Genomic DNA, 20,037 nt, shown 5'->3' with positions numbered 1-20,037 from the left:
GGATCACGCATGTCTGAGAACGAAGCAACGCCCGAAGCCGACGGCTTGGGTGCGATCCCCGCGCAGACCACCGCGACGGAATCGCCCACCGTCGCCGTAGCCCGCGAACGGCTCGTGGAAGCCATCGGCCGCGAAGCCGTATTCCTTGCCGACCAGCGAGCCGGACAAGCATCCGAGGGACTTGAGACCCTTGCCCGCGCGTTTGCCCTGGTGGCCAGCGGCTCCGCCCCGGCTGGAATTCGGGCAACTTACTCAGGAGAGACACCGCACGGACGTGTGCTCTCCATTCAGAGTGCGAACGGGACCTACTCCGAGGAGGATCGGTCGGCAATGCAAATCGAAGTAGACCAGCTCACGGACGAGCGCACGAGTCGCTGACCAAGCGGACTTCAACAAGTGAAGTAGGACTTGTACGCATCCACCTCGCCCCGGTACATGCGCCGACACTGTGCCGGGGCGGAGCCATGTAGGGGCGGCATCGACCCGTTCGAGCCCGCCACCACTGGGATCGCCGCAGGGCTGGTTAGATCACCATCCATTTACGGGGGCGCCAGGAACACACGATGCGGGAATCCGCGGTGGTGTCGAGCATCCTGACGCTTGCGGTCGAGGTGCCTGGCGGCACCGTCCAGAAGCGCGGAGCCGCCGCGAGGTCGGCGTACCGGTTGACGTTCTTACCGTCCCGCACCGAACCATTGCGGGTATCGACGATCAGGCGCTCGTCTGTTGCGAGAGTTCCCTGCCAGCGCAAGGTCTCGCCAGTCGGCGCCGTGACCGTAAGGTCCCGGCCCGGCCCGTACACCTCCCAGACCGGGTAGGCCGACACGTCGCCCGTGTTGTCGAGCTGCACATCACCGATCGCCTGCGAGGCCGCGAGAGGCAGTGATGCCAGGCTGGACAGGAAGGGCCTCCTGCCGGGATCGCCCCCGACCGACTGGGTCGAGACGCTCGATGCCACGAAGTACGGGTCCGGGGCGCGGAAGGTGATCACGGTCTGAAGGCTGCTGGTGCCGTCGTCGGTGATGTCGCCGCCGCCCGTGCGGTAGACCGACGTGGACCACCGGACCCCCTGATCGTCAACGAGGACGAGTTGGCATTCGCCTGCGACCGCTTGGGCGAGCCGGGATACCAGCTCGGACAGATGGCTGCGGTCGCGGCCGAGGATGTCGAGCGGGATGTCCAAGTCTCGGGGCTGAACGCGTTGACCGCGCCACCGGGCGCCGTCTCCAGCCCCGGTGAGCCACTGGACGTCTACGGCCGGCAGGCCACGGCCGGTCATGCCAGCCGTGGCCTGAAACCCAAAACCTGTCATCGCCTGCCCGTTGAGGTCGAGCGCATCGCGCTCGGTCTCCAGCAGGAGTGCAGTCACTCACCACCCCACCATTCGTGCGCGGTGGGACGCCGCGAACAGCTCCTCCTGGGAGCTGAGCGAACTTCCCGCCGCTGCGTAGTAGTTGAGAACCTTGGTCACGCCGCCGCCTCCAGTGGGGCTGAGACCGCCTGCGATGGCGGCGGACACCGACCGCGCCGCGTTGGCGTAGTCGGCGGAGCTGGGGCGAGCGGTGATGGCGTCGACCGCCTTGGCCACCCGCCCGGATTCGCCCTCGATGCCCTGGGCGAAGCCCTGGCCGACGTAGCTGCCGAGCTGGGCGAAGACGCGGCTCGGCGAGTGGATGCCGAGGCTCTTCTTGATGGCGGCCACCATCGAGTCGGCGATCTGGAGCATCTGCTTCTCGATCGCCGCTTGCTGGCTCTGGAGGCCCTTCACGATGCCCTCGGCGATATGGACGCCGTTGGCGTACATCGCATCCGAGGCGGTCGCGCCGGCCTGACTGGCGTACTTGGCGAGCTCGGCCTGAAGACGGTTGACCTCGGCGATGCCGTTCTTGCCGGCCGCCGCGATCGACTCCGCCGCAGCCAGGCCCGCATCGGGCCCGGCCGAAGCGATCTGGTCCATGGCCGTCTGGCCAAGGCCCATGTCCTTCAGCTTCTTGAGCGCGGTGGCGAACCGTTTCGCCTTGTCGATGGCCGCCTGAAGGGCGCTCGTGATCCCGTTGAAGGAGGAGCTCTTCGCCTTGGTCACATCGCCGGTGTCGATGATCCGATCCGTGACCCGCTGCGCGTAGGAGGCTGCTTCCTCGCGCATCTTGTCGAGCTTGTCGCGGGCGACCTTGAGCCGGTCGGCCCCGGTGTCCCACTGGGCAGCCAGCTTGAGCATGGCGGTCCGGTCGGCGTTGATCCGATCCTTCAGGCCCTGGGAGGCGTCCTTCGGGATCTTGTCCGTCAGCTCGTTGAGGGCCTCCTTGACGCTGGAGAACTCCGATTCCAGACCCTTGACGAGGCCCTGGATGATGAGCCGTCCGGCGTCGTACAGCAGCACCGCGTCCTTGGGGGCCGGGCCCTTCCAGTCCGTGAGCTTGCTGGTCAGATCGCCGAGCTTGTCCTTCACCGCGCCGAACATCGACGAGATGCCGCTGATCAGGCCGCGGATGAGCGACTTACCGGCGTCAACAAGCGTGGAGCCGAGGCCGCTCAGCGCGTCCTTGGCCTTGCCGGGCAGTTCCTTGACGAAGCCGATCGTCTCGGTGATGCCGGTCGAGATGGCGCGGCCGAGGGCGGACATCGCCCTACTGGCGACGTCCCTGATCGCTGACCATCCGGCCGAGAACAGGCTGCCGAGCCCGGACATCATCGAGCGGCCAAGGTCGGCGAGGAACGAACCAAAGGAACTGAAGCCCGACTTGATCGCGCTCCACGCGGCCTCGCCGAATCCCTTGACGGCCTGCCAGCCGGACTTGAAGGCTGCGCCGATGGCTTTGAGGCCCTTGCCGGCCGCGCCGAGGATGCCGATGCTCAGGAACGTCTCGAAGGCTCCGAGGATCGTGTCCCAGATGCCCTTGACGAAGCTCCAGATACCGGACCAGAACTGCGACCAGCCCTCCTTCAGGGTGTCGAAGTTCCCGGTGAAGAGCCCTTCGATCAGGCCCCACGCGATCTTCAGGACGCCGACGATGGTGTCCCACACGCCCTTGACGATCTCGACGAGTCCCTCGAAGACGAGTGCGACGCCGTTGACGGCGTCTACCAGGCTCTTGGCCAGCAGCTCGACGATGAACTGGATGACCGGCACGAGGACGGGCATCAAGATGTTGACGACCTTGAGCAGGGCGTCGAACACCGGCTGGAGTGCTTCGAGCAGGCGCTGAATCGCGTCAGCCAGCGGCGGAAGAACCGACTGGATGACCTCGCTCAGCATCGGCAGGAGCGGCTGGATGACCGCCGTGATGATCTGAAGCGCGGTAGCGATGATCGGCTGGAGTGCCGTGAGCACCTGCTGAAGGGCCGCCGACAGCACGGGCAGGATCGGTGCCAGTACGGATGCCAGGGTCGAGACGAGCGGTGCGAGCGCGGCGAAGATCTGCGCGAAGAGCTGCGCGATGATCGGCAGGATCGGCGCGAGCGCGCTCACGAGCTGGGCGATGACCGGAGCCATCGCCGTAACGATCTGCCCGAACGCTTCCGCGATGGTCGGCAGGACGCCGCTCAGTGTCTGGAAGGCACTGTTGAGCGCCTGACCGATCACTGGAACGAGCTGCGTGAGGACGGGCGCGAGGGTCTGGATCGCCTGCGTCAGCGCACCGCCGAGGAGCTGGATGATCGGGGTGATCGAGGGGGCGAGCGCCGTGAACGCGTTCGCCAGCGGGACCAGTGCGGCTGCGATCAGCGGACCGAGCATTGTGGCGAACGCGCCGATCACCTGCATCAGCGCGCCGAGTGCCTGGCCGAGCGGGGCCATCGCCGGGGCGAGCGCTTCGACAGCGGCCTGGATGCCGCTGAACATCGCCTTGACGCCCTCGGTCACAGCTGGCTGCGCCAGTGCCGAGGCGACCGCGTCCAGGGCGGTGCCGATGACCTCGCCGACCTGCGGCAGGAGCTCGGTCAGGAGCTGCCCAAGCTCCGAGAAGAGGTTCTTGACCGCCGGGCCCGACTGGGTAGCGATGGCGTTCATCGCCGTGTGGGCTGCGGCAAAGACGTTGGTCAGGCCGGTCTGGAAGCCCTCGCTGTCCACGGTCGCGTGGATCTTTTCGAGGGTGTCGGCCATCATGCCGAGCGAGGAGCCGCCCGCAGCTTCGGCTGCGCGACTGATGCCGGCGAAAATCCCGCCGACGTTGTAGAGGACCGACCCCAGATCCTTGAGGGATTGGATTCCCTCATCGATCCAGCCCTTGAGCTTGCCGTTCCCCTCGCTCTTGGTGAGGAAGGCGGAGAAGCGCTCCGAGATGTCGACGAACCACTGAGCCAGCGACGGCAGGTAGCTCGTGCCGACCTTGCCGAGGACGGCGATGATGTTCGCGAAGGCGCCCGTACCGTTGGTGGCGATGTCGATCGACTTGGAAAGGTCGACGAACATCTGGTTCAGCGCGGGGTCCAGGGCGCCCTGGAGGCCCTTGGCGAAGGCGCCGAAGAACTGGCCGAGCTCGGTGGCCGTCTGCCGGACGCCCGCCGTGAACTTTGGGAGAAGCCCGTCGACGAGTTCCTGGATGGGCCTCTTGGCCTGCTCCCAGAAGTTCGCCGAGATCGCGTCCTGAAGACCGGACAGGGCACCCTTGACCTCGGGTAGAACCTTGTTGAAGTCGCGGAAGGCCGCGACGCTCACACCGAGGCCGACCGCCATGCCGCCGAACAGGCCGGGCAGGAGAAGGCTCGTGGCGCCGATCGAGGCGAGAGAGCTCGACAGGGCAGCGAGGTTGCTCGCGGCAGACAGGCCCCACCCAGCGAGGCCAGCAATCGCGAGGGAAAGCGAGCCGATGATCGGCACGCTCTTGTCGAGGTTGCGCAGCGTCCGACCGAGCCGCTCGAAGATGTTGTTCAGCACCCGCGCGCCGGACAGCGCGGCGAGCGCAGTGCCGACCTTCGCCACGGCCGTGTTGTCCAGATCAGGGACGATCGGCACCGTGCGCGGACGGGTCAGCACCTGAAGCCGGGCCGAGATCCGCGCGCCGAACCCATTGGCGAGATCCGGCTCGACCTTGATCTTCAGCGGGCTGAGGTCATCGGCCCAGTCCTTGAGCTTGTGCTTGACGCGGTCGGCCGACTGCTGGTCGAGCTCCAGCTCGACCTTGCCCGTGGCTTTGAGGTCGTTGACCTTGAAGTCAACCTTCTGGCTGTTCGCCCGACGCTGTAGCTCCTTGGCGGCGTTCCGTACGGCCGTCGCCATGCCATCGGTGGAGATGGTCGTGTAGAAGCGGATCTTGCGAGCGTCGGACTGCTTGTTGCGCTTGTTGATCTTCCGGAGCTCTTCGACGAACTCCTTCGACGCGCTGCTCATGTCGATCGTCGTCGACACCTTGAGCTTGTCGAGCTGCTGCTCGATACGGTCGAGCTGCTTCTCCGCATCCCGCTTGAATTCACGGGTGTCGGGGGAGACCTTGACGGCGACGCGGCCGATGATCTGGCCCGCTGACAAGGGCTACCTCCGAGAGAAGTGCTGATAGAGCTGGGCCACGGTGGCGGGCCGCTTGCTGGGCTTCTTCGCCTTGGCCTTTGCCTGCGGGCGGGGAAACGGCGGGATCTTCGGAGCCTTGCCCTTGCTCCACTGGCCGGTGGCCCGCGTGTTGGAGTTGATGGCGTCGAAGAGATCGGCGGCCAGATGTCGGTCCTGGCCCCAGCCGAAGTGCTCCCTGCCGCCCGACGCGAGGGCGACAGTCAGAGAGGTGTCGGGCAGCCTCTGCACGAGAAGGAGGACGAGGGCGGGCGAGGGTCCGCGGCCTGCGATTACCTCGGCGAGGTCGACGCCGTAGTAGAAGCGCAGGTCGGCATACAGGCCCTCGCCGTAGTCGTCGATCAGGCGGCAGAGGCCGAGGCTTCCCCCACCTGAGCGCCCTTGCCGTACCGGTCGAAGATCTCGGCCAGAACGGCGAGGTCGCCGCCTACAGCCTTGAGGAGCTTGTCGGCCGCCGCCGCGTGCTCGGCGACCAGGCGGATCGCCTCGGACAGCAGCTCCTCCTGGTCCGCGTCCTCACCGCCCATGTCGTCCTGGAGCTGCGAGAGCTTGGTGCGGGTGTCCCTGGGGAGGCGGAGAGGGTTGAGCAGGCGGACCGTTTCGTCGCCCAGCTCGATGTCGGTCGAGCCGTATCGCGCCTCGGCGGCGTTGCGGATGTCGTCGAGGGAGAAAGATGCCATGGGGGTGCGGACCTCCGGGGTCGAAATGCAAGAGGGGAGCGGACCGAAGGGGAGGGCCCGGCGTGAACGGGTCCGCGCGCTCACACCGGGGCGAAGGGGGAGATCAGGAGGCCGAGCCGGCAACCCACTTGGAGCCGTCCCAGAACGCCTTCGAGGAGTCGCCGAGGCTCACGTACTGGCCGGTGGCCCACTTCGCGGTGGGCGTGGCGATCACAGACGCCAAAGCGGCGAGGTCGGCCGGGGCGACAGCTCCGGTCGGGATGAAGGAGCCGGGCGTGCCGGCCGAGGCGCCCGTGGCGACGGTGCCGCCGAGCGGGGTCACGGCGTAGGTCCAGGAGTTGGCGCCGTAGACCATCGGCTTGACGCCCAGGGGGAGACCGGCGAGCGACTCGGTGTCGCCAATCGCCATGTCGTCGGCCCGGTAGATCTCGGCCTTCGGGGCATAGACGGCGAAGTGCGATTCGCCGTCAATGAAGATCGCCATGAATGCGGCCTGAGTCGGCTGCGGGTCGGCAGGAACGCCGATGGAACCGTCAGGCAGAAGCGGGGCGTTGGCGCCGAAGTACAGGCGCAGTGCGGCCGTGTCGAACTGGTTCAGGGTGAACGTGATGGACTCGGTCCGCGCGCTGTACTTCGTGCGCAGGGACTTGTTCTGAAGCGTGCCGATCGTGGTCGCCTCGCCGCCCTCGGAGGTGATGCCGAAGACATCCTCAAGCGAGGTGTGTCCGACGTTCTGCCAGGGGGAGGTGGGCACGAGAAGGTCGCCGGGCATGGCGGTTCCGACCGGGGCGGTCAGATAGTTGCCATTCCCAACGACGAGGGTTGCATTGTCGTTGAGCGCCAAAGAGGAACGTTTCTCCTAGTTCGCGCACGCCAGAAACCCCCATCGCCATATGCGTGTTGGGGTGCGTGCGGGATGGATTACGGGAGGGGGAAAGGGCGCGTCCGCGGCTTGCGGATCTGGATGTCGTACACCGACTCGTAGCGCCACACGCCCGTGGGTAGGTCCGCGTACTGCACGGGCCCGGTTGCCGTGGCCCAGTCACTCGCCCGACGAGGGGAGGAGTTCATGTCGACCCGGGTGATGTGGCCTCGGCCGGGAACGACTTCATGGTTGAGCCAGGAGTCCCGCAGGACCACGCGCACGGCCTCGGACAGAATCGCGGCGTCGGAGTCGCCGTCCGGGTCCTCGGCGAAGCAGTTCACGACTACGCGGGCCGCGTCCGTGAAACGCGTGTCGGCCGCCCACTGGCCAAACGTGGGGTCACGGCGCACCAGTACCAGCGGGAACTGTTCGTGGCGGTCGATGAGGGACTTCACTCGGATGCTCGGCAGGCCCTTGCGGAGGATCGCAAGGAGCAGGTCTTCGACGGGCGACAGTTCGGCCAGGGCCTTGATGTGATCGGGTATGCCGGCCACTTAGTCGAGCTTCACCTTGCCCTTCCGCTTCTTGGGCAAATTCGAGGCGGTAGCAAGGATGTAGAGGCCGTCCATCGCCGGGAGCACGTCCAGGTACTTCCCGCCGTTCTTGTCCTTGCGGACGATGACGGATTCCGCGCGGCCGTACTCAATGGACAGGGCAGCCTTCTGGCCGCGATCATCCGAGAGAATTACGTACCGGTTGTTGTCGCCTGCCTCGACGTCGATTTCGGCGTGGCCGTCCGCACGGTGCTGCACGAGGATCTCCTCGGCGCGCACGGCGATCTCGAAGGCACGGGCCGTCAACTCGGCCTGCACGCCCTCGTTCACGGCGATGTACTTTTCGATCTTCCGACCATTGACGCTCTGGTAGACCTTCGCCATCAGGGCCGCTCCCGGATGTCGATCGACCAATGCCGAGTGCGGCGGTCGCCGTGGTGATACGCGGGCGGCGAGACGATGTCCCACTGGCGGCCCGCGTACTCGACGCGAGACCATAGAGAGACGCCTTCTAGATGTGCGTCCACGATCATCCGCGTCACGTTGATCTCCTGCTGGCCAGGAACTTCGGCGCGGGCCGAGCGCTGAGGGACGAACGCCGCTCGTACCTCGATAGGACCGTGCGGGTCGGCCATGGTGACCGTGTTGCCGCGTGAGTCGGTGACCTCGACGGTTCGCCAGACGCGGGCCTTCTGGCCGCGCCGTCGCTGGATGCTCACCACGGCCCCCTGTCGTTGGGGAACAGGGGGAAGGGGGCTCCGTCGTAGTCGACGGGCACGAGCCCCGCGCGGCTGGGCCGGTCGCGTGAGTCCCAGGCAGAGACGATCACGCTCGTGAGGGTCGGGCGAGTGCCGGCCAGCCCTTCGAGGAGTTTGATCTCCTCGCGGGTGAAGTACACGGACCCGGCGTCGCGACCGTGGGCATCGCTCCAGGCGAGCGTCTCGTCACCGGCCCGGCTCTGCGTATAGCCATGCGGGTTGCGTAGGTAGCGCCCTGCGGCTTTGAGGACGAGGGTGCGTACCAGCCGGGGCGGGTGCTCCTCGGGCCAGTCGCGGCCGTGGGCGGCGGCCAGGTCGGAGGCATCCTCCAGGGCACCGGCCGCGATGCGGAGCTCATCGTCGTCGAGCTCCCAGTCGAGACGAGTCTTGAGCTCGTCGAGGGTGGCGTACGCCAACCGACGACCTCCTTTCGCAAAGGCCGGCGGGCCGCGCGCCTGGTTTTCCAGGTCACGCGGCCCGCTGTGTCGCGATCAGGCGTTGGCCGGGTCGGTCTCGGCCGCCGGGCCGGTCGGGGTGAAGACCTTCGCGGCGGAGACGCCGGTGATGGTCGCGAGCTCGGAGCCCACTTCGGGGTAGTCGCTCTTGCCGTCGAGAGTCAGCCGGATACCTCGCACGAAGTGCTCCTGCGTGGAGATGACTTCCTTCTCCTTGGCCGGGTCCCAGCCGACGAGCACGTCCTTGACCGAGCGGAAGCCCTGGTAGCAGTTGACGATGCTGCGGTCCTGGAAGTACTCGCTGTCGTAGTCCCGCAGCCAGCGCAGGGCCAGGCCCTCGAAGCTCGTGGTGGCGCCGAACGGAACAGACTGCGGCACCGAGGGGGCCGCCGAGGCGAAGATGAAGCCGGACTGGGAGAAGGCGAATGCCGAGTCGGCCGGGATGGTCTGATCCACGATGAACCGGAATCCGTAGCGGTTGCCGAGCGTGGCGTTCACCAGGGCGGATTCCGCCTGCCCGTCACCAACGTTGGAGGCAAGGTTCAGGTCAGGGTCGGACAGCAGTACGGTCTCGAAGTCCGATCCGACGACCATGTAACGGTTGCCCTCGGGCACGTTGAACTTGTTCATCACGCGCCGGGCTTCAATGATCGCCTTGCGCATGGACTTCTCGGCGTTGCCAACCGTCACCGCGTAGGGCTGCTCGACCAGGGTCTTCACCGCTCGGCGGGCCAGGCCGCGCGCAATTGCCTTCACCTGCGGGCGCAGGAGCTTGCCCCACTGGTGGATGTCGAAGTCGGCCTGCTCGTCCGTGAGCTTCACACCGTTGTAGACGTTGCCGCCGAAGGTCACGGGGATGGTCCGCTCGGCGTACTCGTCGAACACGACACGCTGACGGGTGCCCGGCGTGGAGCTGCCCGCAGAACCGGAACGCCACTCGTAGTCGTGGAAGGGCAGGACGCCTTCGACCGTGACGTTGATCGTGTCGTTCTTGGCGCCCTTGAAGCGGTCCACGCCCTCCTTGGTGAAGAGGTTCGGCACGAGGAGCTCCTGCTCCAGCATCCCGATAGCGGTGTTGATCAGCTTCTCAGGCTTGACTACCTGATGTTCCGCTGTCACTAAGCCTCCTGGGGCATAAAAAAGCCCCCGGGAACCGGAGGCGTAGCTAATGGGGGTGAGGACTCAGATCAGCGACGGGTGAGACGCGCGAGCTTGCGCGGGTCCATCTCTCCGTCTCCGTCGTCGGGCGTCAGGCCGCCACCGAGCGACGGGGGAAGCGGGGCCGAGACGTACTTGGCTAGCACCTTCGCATGCGCTTCGAGCGCAGCTTCGTCCTCGCCGCGCAGCGCGTCCGCGAGATCATCGGGGAGCTCATGCCGGCGGGCGACGCTGGACCGCAGAATGGAGCGCTCCAGCTCGGCGTTCTGCGCCTTGAGCTCGGCGACGGCCGCTTCGATCTCCGCTGGGTCCTTGGCCTCGCCGAGCTTGGTCTCGGCGTCCCGCAGGCGAGTGCGGTAGTTCGCGGCTTCGCCGCGAACCTTGGCCAGTTCCTTGCGCGCCCACTCGGGGAGGGCGTCTTCGCCGGACGGTTCGGCCGTCTCGGTAGATACGGGCTGCTCGGCCGCCGGGGTCTGTTCCTGCTCGGGCGTGGTCGCCTCGGCCTGGGTGCTGGTCTCTTCGGTCACGGGTCACGCCTCCTGGGTCGTGTTCGTGGTCTGCCGCGCCTCCTGGGCTGCGGCTCGTTGCTTTTGGCGGATGAACCGGCGCCAGACGCTGATCGCGTCCTTACCGGTGTGGCCCCTCGTGACCTTTGGCCACAGGGCCTCGTACTGCCGCGACAGCGCGGTCAGCTCGCTCGACTGGTACTGATCCCGATTCCAGACCGGCATCGCGTAGCAGTGGCAGTTGTCGTGAAACTTGTCGCCGTCCGCAAAAGTGGCGGCCGACTCGCTCTTGTAGACCGGGCCTCGGCTGATGAGCATGGCGCACCATCCGCACGGGGTGCCGGTACGCGACAGGCGGACGTACCCGAGGGCTCGCCGGTCACGGCGCATGTGCATCCAGTTCGAGGACCGGGCGCCGTTCATCGCCACCCGTGAGGCCGCGGCTGCCTGCCGGGCTCCTGCCTGCCGGTGTGCTTCCGCGCGAGCGGCATCGGCGGCCTTAGCTGACTGCTGGTCGTCGACCTCGGCGAGTCGCCTGTTCAGGTTCTGCGTGCCGAGGGCATCGAGCACCGTGCGCAGCTCATCTTCGGCCGCGCGCTCGATGCGCTCCTCTTCTTCCCGGAGTCCCTCCAGCTCCTCGACGAGGATCTTCTCCCAGTCGTCGTCACCGTCGTCGAGCTCCTGGTGCTCGTCCTTCTCCGAGGCCGCCGGGACGTCCTCCTCCACAGGGTGTGGACTCTTCCCGCGCGATTGCGAGGCTTCCCCGGACTTGCCGGTCGCGCCCTCGTTCGCACGCGGGGTGGAAGGGGTGGAGGTGCCGGCCAGCGCAGCGAACTCGCGGCGCAGATCGCCGAGCGTGACGTGCTCCGGTTCCGGGTGGTACGGGTCGGCGACCGTCGTACCGGTCTGAAGGGCACGGGCAAGCCGAAAGTAGGCGCGAGCCAGATCCCGCGCTTGGCGCCTGCGGCCCATGACCAGAGAGATCGCCCGCCGCAGCCAGCCCCCAGCGGTGGCGGCCCGCAGATCGGTCGGCACATCCGCCCACAGGGTCAGCGCCTCGGCCGTGGTCTGCACGCCGATCTGCGTCAGCGCCACGTGGAACGCCGCCGCCACCTCGTCCGTCTCGGCCTGCCTGACGGGGCGCGTCACGCCGCCGTCTCGATCGGCGCCGCCTCATCGGGGGTTGCGCGGTTGAGGGCACCCGCGAGCTGGCCCACCGAGTCGTCGTCCTCGCGCATCTGCTCCCAGTCCTCCAGCTCGGTTTGCGTGACGCCCGGGACGCGCCGCCACAGGCCGCGCTCGGGGATGCCGAGCTGAGTGCGGAGCTTGCCAAGGGCGTCTGCCGACTGGGCGAGACTGCGCGACTCCATGTCGCGCCAGACGACCTCGCCGCGGAAGTCCTCGGCGGAGGACGCGTTGCCGGCCAGTTCGCCCGCGAGCCTGAAGACCCTCTCCCAGGACTCGCCGAAGCCCGTGCGGACCTCGGAGATCATCCGGCTGAGGGACACCTCGGCGGCTTGAAGGGCCTCCGCAGACAGGTTGGCGATCTGTCCCAAGATCGTCTGCGGGGGCACCTGGGCAAGGGCGCTAAGGTGCCGGATGCTCATCTCGATGCTGTCGATGAAGCCCCCGAGCGGGGTTTCGTCCAGCGAGCCGAACTTGACGTCGGGGTCCTCGGCAAAGAGGAATCGGCGACTGTTGTGATTGATCCGCACCGGGATCGGGTTGCCCTGGGAGTCGAGCACCGGCTCGCCCGTCTCCGGATCGCGCTGGACCGGAGGGGCCATGCCCGTGACCGTCCGCACCTTCGTGCTGCCGTAGGACTGGGCCAGCAAGAGGTCGAACACCGTCTGGTTGATGCGGTCCTGGACACAGATCATCGGCTCGATGACGCCGAGGGTCCTTCCCTCCAGGTCGACCCAGGCGGCGAAGCGCGTGACCGGGCACTCCGAAGAACCGTGAAGGGTGCCGCCCTGGAGGCGCACCGACTTCTCATCGCTCAGCGACCGGAAGGTGACCACATACTCCCGCTTGGCATCCCACAGCCGGGCGGTGCCCGGCTGGTCGCCCTGCGGCCACGTCGTCACGGTCAATGCCGCATGGGGTGTGTGGTCGTTGGCCGGGTCCTCATAGAGAGCGCTCGTCTTGAGGGCGGAGAGCCCCTTGGTGACCACGTCCCCGGAGCGGCCTCGCTCCGTCACGGTGAAGGCGTGCCCATACGTCAGCGCGCCCCGGTAGACGGCGGCCTGGCGGCCGTCGAGACGGGACCTTTGCCAGTGCTCCCACTCGGGAGTCTCCGAGTCCGGCTCGGACGAAGTCGAGGTTCCCGAACCTGGACGATAGCCATCCACGTAGAGGGCCTGGGCCGGGGTCGAGACAAGCAGGGGCATCCAGTTCGAGACCGCGCGCCGCGCCAGGAGCCTGTACTCGTCATCGGCCTGGGGCGGCATGTAGGGGTCCGAGTGCCGACCGTGCAGGTAGTCATCGATGTGACGCAGACGGTCGCCGTCTCGATGCAGGATGGCCAGAAGTTCTCGTGCGAGCGCGAGGGGCGAGGCAGCGAAGACCACAACATCACCGCCTCAGATAAACTATGTCAATCAATTAAAGGAAATAGCCTCGCCCGGTGCGCATACGGGTCTTCCGGCCTCGGGCTCGAAGGTCGAAAAGGGCTTCGTGGGCAAGCATCAAAGCCGCGTAGGCATCGACCTTCCGCGGAGACTCGCGTGATTCCTTGCCAAAGCTCAGGCCGTAATTGTTGGTACGACGTCGCGCATTCAAAACATGGCGGCGCAACTTTCGGTCGCCATCGTGGACGATTTTCCGGTCGAGGATTGAACGGAGCAGGCGCTCGTGCGCCATGGTCGACGCCTTCAGGCTGGTCCTCATGTCCCAGCCGATTGAGTCCTTTCCCGGAGCCTTGACGGCCAGGCCCTCGCCGTACGTCGCGGACCATTCGGAGATGTACGACTCCCAGAGAGCCACGTCCGCGTAGAAGCCCTGCACGCTGAAGGTGGAGAACGCCTCGTGAACTGCGCTGTCTACCCGATCACGCGGGACTTCCCACTCCTTGCCGGCCGGGCCGTCCGGCTTCTCCCAGAGGCCCAACACGCAGGCGAATCCATCGCTGACGCGGAGTGCGCACAAAGCAGTCGAGTCGTCGCGGAGGCCGCCGTCGAAGCCCAATACGACTTCGTCACCGGGCTGGAGGACCTTCGAGTCGTCCCGCAGAACGTCCCAGTCGGCGGGGGAGTACACCGCGTCCTCGGACGCGACGATCTGGTTCAGCCACATTCGACGGCTGCGACTCGGCGCGATCGTCGTATCGAGAATCGACTGAAGGATTGTCTCGACTCGCAGCCAAATGGCGTCGCCGCGAATCTTCGGGAGAACAATCCGAATCGCTTCCGGCGTCAGCGGAGTCGCGGGATGCGCCTCTACGCTGTCGTACATGAAGCCGATGTCGGCAGCCCGGCCTTCGAGAATCTTCTCGAAAGCCTCACGCATTCGCTCGGCGACGCTGTCCTCGCCGGGCAGATATGCGTTGGTGATCGCTAGGTAGCGCGAATCCTTTTTCGTAGCATTACCGTCGATGGTGGCGTACATCTTGTCGCCGTTATTACCCTCGACCCAGTGATGCGTTTCGTTAAGAACAACGAACGTGGATCGCTAAAGACCGCGCCCCTTCCAGGGCGCGATAACTACTTGTCACCGCCTCAAGGCGCTGTCGGCCGCCGTTTGCACGGATTAGCTCGGCTCCGGCCTTGATGCCGTACGTCTCAATGAGCTTGTCGCTCATGAGGCCCGGCATCACGGTCATGGTGTTGCGCGTTTGGTCGCGCGAGACGGCCGCGATCTGGACCCACGCCTGGGGGTGGGGGATGCCGACCGGCTGCCCGTTCTGCCAGTGCGAGAAGCGGGAGGGGCCGACGAACTCGACCAGGGAGACCACGGCCAAGAGCGGGTCCTTGCCCCAGCCCTTGAGGCGCTGCAAGACGCCCTTGCGGTAGGTGAAGCGGCCGTTCTCGTCGACGGCGTACCACCAGAGCACCCAGCGGAGCTGCTCGCGCGTGAAGCGCCAGGGCCCGCCGTCGTCGGCCCGCAAAAACTCGGCGCACCAGCCTGCGATCTGCCACCCGAGCGTGTGCTCGGGGAGCTTCCACGAGCCGTCCGGCCCGCGTAGCCACGTGGGCCCGAGGAAGCTCGGTTCGAGGGCGTCGATCTCCTCCTTGGTGAGCTGCGGGGGAGCCTTCATGTTGTGGGCTCACCTCCCCGGAGCTACTCGGCGAGTCCGAGATCCTTCTTGTAGTCGGCGATGGCGAGCACGGCCGCGGACTGCTCCTCCGGCTCGGGCTCGTGGAGTTCGATGCGCACGCGGCGTCTGTCGCCTTCGGTGACGAGGAGACGCTCGAAGGCGGAGTAAATTGTCTGAAGCATCTGGCCGCTTCGCTTGCCGGCCGTCTTGTAATACGACAGGTCTTCGCACAGTGAGTAGGCGAAGGCCCAGTCGCTGTTCTGGTAGAAGTCCGACTGGCCCGAGGACTTCAGGGCGTCCCAGAGGCGCTTGGCGATGGGATGCCAGTTCCGGTCGGCATTCGGGACTTTCACGTCGCGCATGAGGCCCTTGGCCACGGGCTGGACGTCGGCTCCCTTTCGGGAGCGCGGGCGGGCAAGATCCGCCTCGCGGTTTGGTACGGGGCCCGGGATCTCACACCTCCACAAGTCAGAAGGCCCCCGAGGGAAGGGGTCCTCGGGGGCCGGCGCGGCTCAACAGGCGTGGGCCTGGAGCTCTGCGCGGTCAAAGCAGGCCCGGGTGTTTTTCTGTCCGGCGGAACCTGCGTCTGGCATGGCGGCGCGCGGCAGCTTGAGCCGCGGCCCCTTCCCTTGAGCTCTTAACCCGGTGATGCCACCCGCAAAGGGATGTCAGGTTGGCCTCTCGATGGTCGTCACCGGGTTGTATGTGGTCGACATCCGTAGCGGGCTCGGAACATCGCACACCGTACTGATCTCTGGCTGTGCACCTGTGTCCGTCACGCCGGAGGATGCGAATCCTGATCTGGGGCCAATTCGCTGGAAGGCGAGCCCTTCGGTCTGAGGTAGACCAAGCCATAAGCCCTCCAATCGCTGACCAAAAAGCAGGTGGTAGCAGCGGCGGAAAGGGATTGGAGACTTCAATCTGTGGGCCCCGGAGGGGCCCAATTAAGAAAGCGGAAAGCCTTAGCGGCAGCGCCTTCTACTTATATATACGGAGACGGCGGAGCGATCCGGAAAGACTCCTCGGCGTGACGCCGGTCACACAGGGGTCATCTCCCGAGCTCTAGGTTCAAGTCTTGCAAACGAGTGACACTATGTCGTACGTTGCGCAGGACAGAACGTAAACGGCCCCGGGTCGCAGGTGCGCTAACACCTACCCGGGGCCGTCACCGAGAGGGGTTGGCTCTCGATGCGAGTGCATCGTAACCGGCACGACCGCGCCTTCGTGGTCGTGCCCAACGCCGCAGCCAGACACGAGCGGCTGTCGCTCACCGCCGTGGGCCTTCTGGTCCGGCTGCTGTCCATGCCGGACGGCGCCAAGGCCACTATCGACACCGTCACGGAGCAGGTCTCCGAAGGCCGGCGAGCCGTAGCCAAGGCGTTCAGCGCCCTGGAGGACGCGGGCTATCTGCGCCGGGAGCGCGGCCAGGACCCCGAGACGGGCCTGTGGGGCACGCAGACCCACGTCTCCGACCTGCCGATGAGCCGCATTCCGGCGGTCGGTGCACCGAGGCTTCGGAACGTCGGCGATCTCCCCAAGGGGGATAAGAACCAGAAAAAGAACCTCCTCCCCGACCCCTCCACCGAGGTCCAGGCCGACAAGGCCCCCAAGGTCGACGCGGAGGAGGATGAAGCCTCCGGCGAGAAGAACGCCCCGACCGCCCCGGCTGACGCCGAGACCGGCCAGGCAGCTACAACCCTCGCCCACCTCGGCGCCATCGACAGCCGCCTCAAGCTCAGCACGAACGAGGTACTCCGCCTCGCGCCCCTTGCCGCCGAGTGGCTCGCCGAGGGCCACAGCACCATGAAGATCACCGCCGTCCTCAGCACGCGCCTCCCCGAACGAGTCGACTCCGCTGCGGCCCTGGTCACCTACCGCCTGCGCAACCAGATGCCGGCCAAGCCCACGCCCAAGGCTCCCCCGGCACCGGACACCCGCGACCGCTGCGACGTCTGTCGAGCCCCCTTCCCCCAGGGCCGCCGAGGTGACGTCTGCGGAGCCTGCCGAGAGGAACTCGACCGAGCCGCCGCCTTCCTGTCTGGCACCACCGCCAACGAGGACCAGGCCGATGACCTTGACACCGCCCGCCGAGGCCGCGCGCTCTGCCGCGCCGCCATCGCCGCCTGACCCCACGTACCTGAAAGGCAAGACATGTCTTCGATCCACATGCCCTGGTACGCGCGTGTCGTCTTCACCGCTGGCAGGCCCCTCGTACTCGTCGCCGCCCTCGTCATGTCCGTCCCTGGCGAGATCCGCATGGCAGAACTGGCAGGCTGGCACGGATGGACGACATGGCTCATGCCGGTGTGCGTCTCCGCCTACGCCGCTTGCGCGGCTGTCATCTCCGACATTCGCCGCCGTGCCAAGGCACCCGGCCACGTCACTGCCACCATCGGCGCAGGCGCCGCCCTCGGCCTGGCACTGTCAGCTCAGGTGGTGGCACACCTGATTGATCGCGGCTACATGGCAACGTCGGCGATCCTGGTGGCAGCCGTCTCGGCCGTGCCGCCACTCGTCGTGGCGCACATGCTCCACATGGCAGCCATGCCGACCGCCGAAGTCACAGCCGCCGAGCAGATGCGAGAGCTGGAGGGGGCAGCCACCTACCTCGCGGGCGAGCTGGCAGAAGTCCTCGACCTGGCAGGCCGCGAGCTCGTCGCCAAGAGCCACGGCATCGTCAACGCGTATGAGGAGCTGTCAGCCGCCGCCGACGAGCTGGCCGCCGAAGCGGACGAGATCGCGGACGAGCTGACCAGCGACCTGGTAGAAGCCGAGAAGGCGGAGCAGGAGCCCCGGCGGAAAAGCGCTGCCAGGAAGGCCGTCCCGCTGGCAGTCGTCAAAAACACCGTCGCCGCCATGCAGGTGGCAGGGGAGAAGATCACCGGATCGACCCTGGCGGAACGGCTCGGCTGCTCCCCACGCTCGGGGTACCGGTACCTGAGTGAGGTACAGCAGGCCGCCTAGGAGTCGGTAGTCAATGGTTTGACTGGTAAAGCGCTTGACTGGTCAAGCCGTTGACTGCCACAGTGGATGCCATGACGGACTCACCAGTCTTTGAGTACGAGATCCTTGTGCCCGACCTGGACGGATGGGGCTCTCCGGCGCAACGCGGCACCGTTGCCGACTGGACCGGTACCGCCCACGACCTCGGCCGCGACATCTTGAGGCGCTGGCAGGCAGCGCCACCCGAGGAGCGCTATGCCGACGCGCGGGCGGTCGTGGAGGTGTCGAGCGATCACGGCGCCTGGGCCGCCATAGACGACAGCACCCCAGCCGGGCCCGTAGAGCAGGCCCTCGAAACGGCGGTCGAGGCGAAGCTCGTCGCCGACCTCGCTTCCGACCGGACCGGGGACGAGCTGACGGAAGCCATGCGGGACGCATGTAGGTGGGGCGGCCTGTCGAAGAACAAGATCGCCGATCGAGTGGGGCGCGTCATGTCCCGCCCAACCGCCCTCAAGCAGCTCAAGGGGGTCTGGCCCGCCGACGAGAGCTACGACCTCACGGTGCGGGGCGAGATCACGTACGCCATAGGGCCGGACCGCACGGAGGTGGTCACCTGCCCGACGTGCGGCGCGAAGGAGAACCACACGGTCTTCGGCTCACCGGCAGGAGAAGTCCGCGTCGTCTGCGAGGCCAGGCACCCCGTCGCGTTGCCGGCCGCGGTGGACGGTCGGCACCTTCTGGAGCTGCTGATCGAGAATCCCGACGCCGGGATCAACCGCTTCGGCGCCGCAGAGTGACCTAGGCCAGCCTAGAGTCGAGCACTCCGCTCACCCCGCTTGCCCAGACGGTAGGCGGGGTGTGGCCGTCTGGGCGGCCCTGGAACCGTGGCGGAATCCGAGCTGCTATGACAGGGCGGTCCGCGCGCGTGTGTACCGGGGGTCATCCCCCACCCCTGCGCCGGGGGGTCGCGCACGCACGCGTATGCCTGCACCACGCACACCCCCCGCACCCCCCAAGGCAGTATCCCGGAGCCCCCACCAAACAGCCTCTGACCTGCGCTTTCGAGCCCGCGTTTGCAAGAGTTGAACCAGATGGGCTAGCTTTCTGCCTGTCGCCGCAACGGGACGCCAGCCGCAAGGCAGGCAGACCAGAGCGGGGACGGTCACTCGAAGCGATTGCAAGAGTTGAACCAACGGCTTGGACTCGCTAGAGTCGGAGCCAACGCCACACCAGCCACTGAGAACGGGCCGCATGAGCGGCGCCGCCGGACGGCGGGGGAGGCGGAGAGTTCAGCCGCGATTGATAGAGTTGAACCGAACGGCGAAGATCCGCTAGGGTCGGAGCCATAGCCGCCCGGTCCGCCGGGCAGGCACTCGAACTCCCCGCCTGTTGGCCTACATGCCGCAGCGCGGACAGCACGACCACCGTCCCTCTACCGCCGTGAGGCAGGCATTGGGGGTGAAGGAAGGGCGACCACGGCCCGGAAGTGAGCGCGAACGTAGGCAGGGCATCCTGCCGCTTGATGGGAGCGCGATCGGACGGCACCGAGAACCCCGTCGGGTACAGCCACCCAGGTGTAAGGAACGCTGCCCGTACCGGTCAATCCAGCCGGTAGCAGTCGGGCACCGCATTCAACTGGCGTAACTCGCTGTGCCGTCCCGCAGGATGCCCTGTGGTGCGGTGGACAGGAGGTCAGATGGATCGGTCGGCAGGAATGTGACTGGAGTGTGTCAGGGCTCACCGTCCATCGGGCGGCCGGAAACGGACCGGGAACCTCGGAAGCGAGGCAAACGGAACGCGGTACGGCGGAACGATAGACGGCGAACGGGGCCGCGAGTGAGCCCCACCCCAATCACTCGAACCATGAACATCCGGCCTACGGGCCGGGCCTCCCGGACGCCGTAGGGCGTAGGTGCAAAGCCGCCGGGGGGCGCCATGATTGCGATGTGTTTGAAATAGTTGAACTGCACTTGCGATCGTGATCTATCGCCTCGCTGATCGGTGAGGCGGTCTGCAAGGCGGGTCGTGTCCGCCGCAACCCGAATGGAGAAAACATGAACGTTTCTGGTGTGTCCCTGGCGAAGGTGTCCGACCTGACGGCAGGCGTGTCCATGGAGGCTCAGCTCCAGAACCTCCAGGAGCGCGTCTGGATTCTGGCGCGAGAGCTCGACGCGGTGAACGCGGAGCTCGCTGTCCGCAGGGACCTCGAATTGGAGCTGGTCCGCCTGTCGTTCGAGACGGCGGTCGAGAACGAGGTGCTGCGCGACACGGTGGAGGCGCTGTCGGTGGGCCTCCGTCTGGAGCTCGGGCTGACGCTCCACGCCTGACGCCCGTCCGTTTGTAATAGTGTAACTAGCTGC

At 66.8% G+C, this 20,037-nt stretch carries 21 protein-coding genes; 5 read left to right on the top strand and 16 right to left on the bottom strand.

From position 1 onward, the window contains the following. The first annotated feature begins 9 nt into the window (after positions 1-9). Positions 10-378: a hypothetical protein gene (locus OG432_RS11035; RefSeq protein WP_328310261.1), complete on the top strand. Its 369-nt coding sequence runs from the start codon at positions 10-12 to the stop codon at positions 376-378. A 145-nt stretch (positions 379-523) separates the two neighbouring features. Here OG432_RS11035 and OG432_RS11030 read toward each other — a convergent pair whose 3' ends face one another. The 16 genes from OG432_RS11030 to OG432_RS10955 form a co-directional block, all read right to left on the bottom strand. Continuing rightward, on the bottom strand, positions 524-1,369 hold the full coding sequence (locus OG432_RS11030; RefSeq protein WP_328310259.1) for a phage tail family protein: 846 nt from the start codon (positions 1,367-1,369) through the stop codon (positions 524-526). Continuing rightward, positions 1,370-5,467, bottom strand: coding sequence for a hypothetical protein (locus OG432_RS11025; RefSeq protein WP_328310257.1), 4,098 nt, complete (start codon positions 5,465-5,467; stop codon positions 1,370-1,372). 3 nt (positions 5,468-5,470) lie between these two features. Further along, positions 5,471-5,734, bottom strand: coding sequence for a hypothetical protein (locus OG432_RS11020; RefSeq protein WP_328310255.1), 264 nt, complete (start codon positions 5,732-5,734; stop codon positions 5,471-5,473). Positions 5,735-5,844: 110 nt separating this feature from the next. Then, positions 5,845-6,183 (bottom strand): phage tail assembly protein, encoded by a 339-nt coding sequence (locus OG432_RS11015; RefSeq protein WP_328310254.1) that lies wholly within the window; start codon positions 6,181-6,183, stop codon positions 5,845-5,847. A 103-nt stretch (positions 6,184-6,286) separates the two neighbouring features. Beyond that, a complete protein-coding gene (locus tag OG432_RS11010) occupies positions 6,287-7,027 on the bottom strand; it encodes a phage tail tube protein (RefSeq protein ID WP_443058366.1) in 741 nt (246 codons plus the stop codon). 77 nt (positions 7,028-7,104) lie between these two features. Beyond that, a complete protein-coding gene (locus OG432_RS11005; RefSeq protein WP_328310251.1) occupies positions 7,105-7,602 on the bottom strand; it encodes a hypothetical protein in 498 nt (165 codons plus the stop codon). Continuing rightward, on the bottom strand, positions 7,603-7,986 hold the full coding sequence (locus tag OG432_RS11000; RefSeq protein WP_328310249.1) for a DUF5403 family protein: 384 nt from the start codon (positions 7,984-7,986) through the stop codon (positions 7,603-7,605). After that, positions 7,986-8,321: a phage head completion protein gene (locus OG432_RS10995; protein WP_099201675.1), complete on the bottom strand. Its 336-nt coding sequence runs from the start codon at positions 8,319-8,321 to the stop codon at positions 7,986-7,988. Before OG432_RS10995 ends, OG432_RS11000 begins: the two co-directional genes overlap by 1 nt. After that, the gene (locus OG432_RS10990; protein ID WP_328310244.1) at positions 8,318-8,776 is read right to left on the bottom strand and encodes a hypothetical protein; all 459 of its coding nucleotides are present in this window, start codon (positions 8,774-8,776) and stop codon (positions 8,318-8,320) included. Before OG432_RS10990 ends, OG432_RS10995 begins: the two co-directional genes overlap by 4 nt. A 75-nt stretch (positions 8,777-8,851) precedes the next feature. Next, complete coding sequence (locus OG432_RS10985) at positions 8,852-9,934, bottom strand: hypothetical protein (protein WP_328310242.1); 1,083 nt, start codon at positions 9,932-9,934, stop codon at positions 8,852-8,854. Between the two features lie 68 nt (positions 9,935-10,002). Further along, complete coding sequence (locus OG432_RS10980; RefSeq protein ID WP_328310240.1) at positions 10,003-10,500, bottom strand: hypothetical protein; 498 nt, start codon at positions 10,498-10,500, stop codon at positions 10,003-10,005. A gap of 3 nt (positions 10,501-10,503) precedes the next feature. Next, positions 10,504-11,628 (bottom strand): VG15 protein, encoded by a 1,125-nt coding sequence (locus tag OG432_RS10975; protein ID WP_328310238.1) that lies wholly within the window; start codon positions 11,626-11,628, stop codon positions 10,504-10,506. Beyond that, entirely contained in the window at positions 11,625-13,049 is a 1,425-nt protein-coding gene (locus OG432_RS10970) for a phage portal protein (RefSeq protein WP_328310236.1), read from the bottom strand. The genes OG432_RS10975 and OG432_RS10970 overlap by 4 nt, the downstream gene beginning before the upstream one ends. A 34-nt stretch (positions 13,050-13,083) precedes the next feature. Further along, the gene (locus tag OG432_RS10965) at positions 13,084-14,085 is read right to left on the bottom strand and encodes a terminase (RefSeq protein ID WP_328310234.1); all 1,002 of its coding nucleotides are present in this window, start codon (positions 14,083-14,085) and stop codon (positions 13,084-13,086) included. Positions 14,086-14,125: 40 nt separating this feature from the next. Continuing rightward, positions 14,126-14,734 carry a hypothetical protein gene (locus tag OG432_RS10960; protein WP_328310232.1) on the bottom strand — a complete coding sequence of 203 codons (609 nt, stop codon included), beginning with the start codon at positions 14,732-14,734 and terminating at the stop codon, positions 14,126-14,128. Positions 14,735-14,757: 23 nt separating this feature from the next. Then, positions 14,758-15,201 (bottom strand): phage terminase small subunit, encoded by a 444-nt coding sequence (locus tag OG432_RS10955; protein WP_443058365.1) that lies wholly within the window; start codon positions 15,199-15,201, stop codon positions 14,758-14,760. 721 nt (positions 15,202-15,922) lie between these two features. On the opposite strand from OG432_RS10955, the gene OG432_RS10950 reads away from it, so the two are divergent. From OG432_RS10950 to OG432_RS10935, 4 genes are all read left to right on the top strand, one after another. Continuing rightward, positions 15,923-16,861, top strand: a complete 939-nt coding sequence (locus OG432_RS10950; protein WP_328310228.1) for a hypothetical protein — start codon at positions 15,923-15,925, stop codon at positions 16,859-16,861. Positions 16,862-16,885: 24 nt separating this feature from the next. Next, the gene (locus OG432_RS10945) at positions 16,886-17,698 is read left to right on the top strand and encodes a hypothetical protein (RefSeq protein ID WP_328310226.1); all 813 of its coding nucleotides are present in this window, start codon (positions 16,886-16,888) and stop codon (positions 17,696-17,698) included. Positions 17,699-17,769: 71 nt separating this feature from the next. Then, positions 17,770-18,474, top strand: coding sequence for a hypothetical protein (locus OG432_RS10940; protein WP_328310224.1), 705 nt, complete (start codon positions 17,770-17,772; stop codon positions 18,472-18,474). A 1,257-nt stretch (positions 18,475-19,731) separates the two neighbouring features. Then, positions 19,732-20,004 carry a hypothetical protein gene (locus OG432_RS10935; RefSeq protein ID WP_328310222.1) on the top strand — a complete coding sequence of 91 codons (273 nt, stop codon included), beginning with the start codon at positions 19,732-19,734 and terminating at the stop codon, positions 20,002-20,004. Positions 20,005-20,037: the final 33 nt, after the last annotated feature.

The organism is Streptomyces sp. NBC_00442 (assembly GCF_036014195.1).
Lineage (GTDB): Bacteria > Actinomycetota > Actinomycetes > Streptomycetales > Streptomycetaceae > Streptomyces.
Note: the sequence above shows the minus strand (reverse complement) of the source record. Positions and strands in the feature narration are given on the sequence as shown.

Coding starts and splice junctions, on each gene's coding strand:
- OG432_RS11035 (WP_328310261.1), top strand. CDS start 10: ATGTCTGAGAACGAAGCAACGCCCGAAGCCGACGGCTTGGGTGCGATC.
- OG432_RS10965 (WP_328310234.1), bottom strand. CDS start 14,085: ATGTACGCCACCATCGACGGTAATGCTACGAAAAAGGATTCGCGCTAC.
- OG432_RS10960 (WP_328310232.1), bottom strand. CDS start 14,734: ATGAAGGCTCCCCCGCAGCTCACCAAGGAGGAGATCGACGCCCTCGAA.
- OG432_RS11015 (WP_328310254.1), bottom strand. CDS start 6,183: ATGGCATCTTTCTCCCTCGACGACATCCGCAACGCCGCCGAGGCGCGA.
- OG432_RS10945 (WP_328310226.1), top strand. CDS start 16,886: ATGTCTTCGATCCACATGCCCTGGTACGCGCGTGTCGTCTTCACCGCT.
- OG432_RS10935 (WP_328310222.1), top strand. CDS start 19,732: ATGAACGTTTCTGGTGTGTCCCTGGCGAAGGTGTCCGACCTGACGGCA.
- OG432_RS10950 (WP_328310228.1), top strand. CDS start 15,923: ATGCGAGTGCATCGTAACCGGCACGACCGCGCCTTCGTGGTCGTGCCC.
- OG432_RS10940 (WP_328310224.1), top strand. CDS start 17,770: ATGACGGACTCACCAGTCTTTGAGTACGAGATCCTTGTGCCCGACCTG.
- OG432_RS11000 (WP_328310249.1), bottom strand. CDS start 7,986: ATGGCGAAGGTCTACCAGAGCGTCAATGGTCGGAAGATCGAAAAGTAC.